We start from the raw sequence: 2414 nt of genomic DNA, 5'->3' as shown, positions 1-2414 counted from the left end.
GGCGCGGGGGCGCAGATCGATCAGCCCGGTTCCGCTCAGCAGGCGCAGGGCGTCGCGCACCGGCGTCCGCGAGACGCCGAAGCGCCGGGCGAGGACCTGCTCGTCGAGGTGCAGCCCCGGCGGGAAGGCGCCGGTGAGGATCTCGCCGGCGATCTCGTCGGCCAGGCGCTCGGCACGGGTCTGGGACGCGGGCAAGGGGATCTCGATGCTGGAGAGCGCCGGGGCCGGATGCGACCGGCGGCGTGCGGGCATCGTAGGGCCGAGTGGCGCGCGCCCGCAACGCCGGGCTATCCCCGACGCCGTCGCGGCCGTGCCGCGACGCCGGAAAACTTCCCTGCACAACGATAACGCGAACGTGATCAAAAAACTTGCGGACCAGCGGATTAAAACAGTCTGTGCCGCGAACGGGCTTGGCCCGCATTGGTCGCCGCGCCGCGCTAGAGGCCCGCGCCCCCTCCGGACACCGCGCCTGTGTTGCAGATTTGTCCCGCTGCGGCGGGCATCGGACGTGGACCGGTGCGGTGGCATATCGGTTGCTCAACCGCTTCCCCACGGGCGTTCGGACCCGCGGGGGACGTTATGACGATCACGACACGCGCACGACGGGTCGCCGCCGCCGCCATCGCTGCCATCACCCTCGCCGATCTGACGCCGGCCCTGTCCGCCGACCTCACGAAGGAGAAGGCGCCGATCGTGCCCGCGGAGGTGCCGTCCGGCTTCTTCCTCTTCTCGGACACGCAGGTGAGCTACCGGTATCAGTTCCCTGCGGCGAACCCTGGCAGCCAGGTTCAGCGGGCGGACGGGAGCTTTCGCAACCAGGACGCGCCCAAGCACATCCTGAACCTGTCGCACGCGGATGCCTGGGCCTACGGGACGAACTTCTTCTCCCTCGACATCCTGAAGTCGGGTGCGCAGTTTCCCGCCGGCACCACCAACGCGCCGGGGGGCTTTGCCCAGTACGATTACGGGAACACGGAGGCCTACGGGCTGTACCGGGGGACGCTGAGCCTGAACGCGCTCACCGGCACCAAGGCCTTCGTGGTGCCGGGGATCGTCAAGGACGTGTCGCTGGCCTTCGGCTTCGACGCCAACGCGCAGAACGACGCTTTCGGCTCGAAGAAGCGCGACGTGGTGGGGGGGCTGAACTTCGCCTTCGACGTGCCGGCGGGCTTCCTGAACGCCTCGGTGCACGCCTACAAGGAATGGAACCGCAACGGCTTCAACCTGGGGGCGGACCGCTACACGAGCTTCGACGTCGTGCCGGAGTTCGAGATCGTCTACAACTTCCCGCTGACCTTCACGGGGCTGCCGCTGAGCATCGCGGGCTTCAACAACATCGTGCTGCCCAAGGGCCGGGGCGTGGACAACCCGGCCGCCTTCGCGTTCAATCCGAAGACGGGCCTGGAATTCCTGTCGCGCACGAACCTGGTTCTGGATGTAGGCAAGCTGATCTACAACCAGCCCAACCGGGTCGATGTGTTCATCGGCTTCCAGTACTGGCACAACAAGTTCGGCAACGTCGAGCGGGTCGACTTCAAGGGCACCGAGGAGAAAAGCTTCCTGGCCGGCGTCGCCTTCCACGTCTTCTGATCTCAGGGCCAGCCTCCAGCGTCGCGCCAGCGCGGCCGCATCGCACTCCCGCCGCGCGCTTCACGGCGCGACCGGCGGGCAGGGCCCACGGACGCCCCGATGGCCGGTCCAGACCCAAGGGTAAGGAAATGAGCGAGGGCATGACGGACAGCATGGTCGAGACCCGCGCGCCGAAACGACTCTGGATCCGGAACCCGCTGGCGATTCTGGCCGAGGATTCCGCCGGCGGCCTCGTCGTCGAGGGCACCCGCATCGTCGAGCGGGTGCGGGCGGGCGCGGCGCCCGCCGCCCCCGTGGACGAGACCTTCGACGCCGCGCGCCACGTGATCATCCCGGGCCTCGTCAACACCCACCACCACTTCTTCCAGACGCTGACCCGCGCCCATCCGGTGGCGATCAACAAACCGCTCTTTCCCTGGCTGAAGGCGCTCTACACCGTCTGGGACCGGATCACCCCCGAGGCGTTCCGGCTGGCGACGCGTCTCGCCTACACCGAACTGCTGCTCTCCGGCTGCACCACGGCGGGCGATCACCACTACCTCTTCCCCAAGGGGCTCGAATCCTCCGTCGACATCCAGGTGGAGGAGGCTCGCGCGCTGGGCATCCGCGCCTTCGTCACCCGCGGCTCCATGAGCCTGTCGGAGCGCGACGGCGGCCTGCCCCCCGAATGCCTCACCCAGGACGACGACACGATCCTGGCCGACAGCGAGCGCGTGCTGCGCCTGTTCCACGATCGCAAGCCCGGCGCGATGGTGCAGATCGGCCTCGCGCCCTGCTCGCCCTTCAACGTGACGAAGCGGCTGATGCGCGAGAGCGCGGCCCTG

General features: G+C 68.6%; 3 protein-coding genes. 2 read left to right on the top strand and 1 reads right to left on the bottom strand.

Annotated elements, in window-relative coordinates; all coding sequences use genetic code 11:
- Window positions 1–252 (bottom strand): GntR family transcriptional regulator (locus MFF30_RS25460; protein WP_238283028.1); only part of this gene is annotated, 252 nt, incomplete at its 3' end.
- Window positions 253–579: 327 nt separating this feature from the next.
- Here MFF30_RS25460 and MFF30_RS25455 point away from each other — a divergent pair.
- Window positions 580–1590 carry a hypothetical protein gene (locus MFF30_RS25455; RefSeq protein ID WP_238283026.1) on the top strand — a complete coding sequence of 337 codons (1011 nt, stop codon included), beginning with the start codon at window positions 580–582 and terminating at the stop codon, window positions 1588–1590.
- Between the two features lie 140 nt (window positions 1591–1730).
- A partial coding sequence (locus MFF30_RS25450; protein WP_238283024.1) for an amidohydrolase family protein occupies window positions 1731–2414 on the top strand: 684 nt, incomplete at its 3' end.

Origin of the sequence: Methylobacterium goesingense, assembly GCF_022179225.1 — a bacterium.
In the GTDB taxonomy this organism is placed as follows: domain Bacteria; phylum Pseudomonadota; class Alphaproteobacteria; order Rhizobiales; family Beijerinckiaceae; genus Methylobacterium; species Methylobacterium goesingense.
The sequence above is the reverse complement of the archived record's forward strand: the minus strand, read 5'-3'. Positions and strand labels throughout refer to the sequence as shown.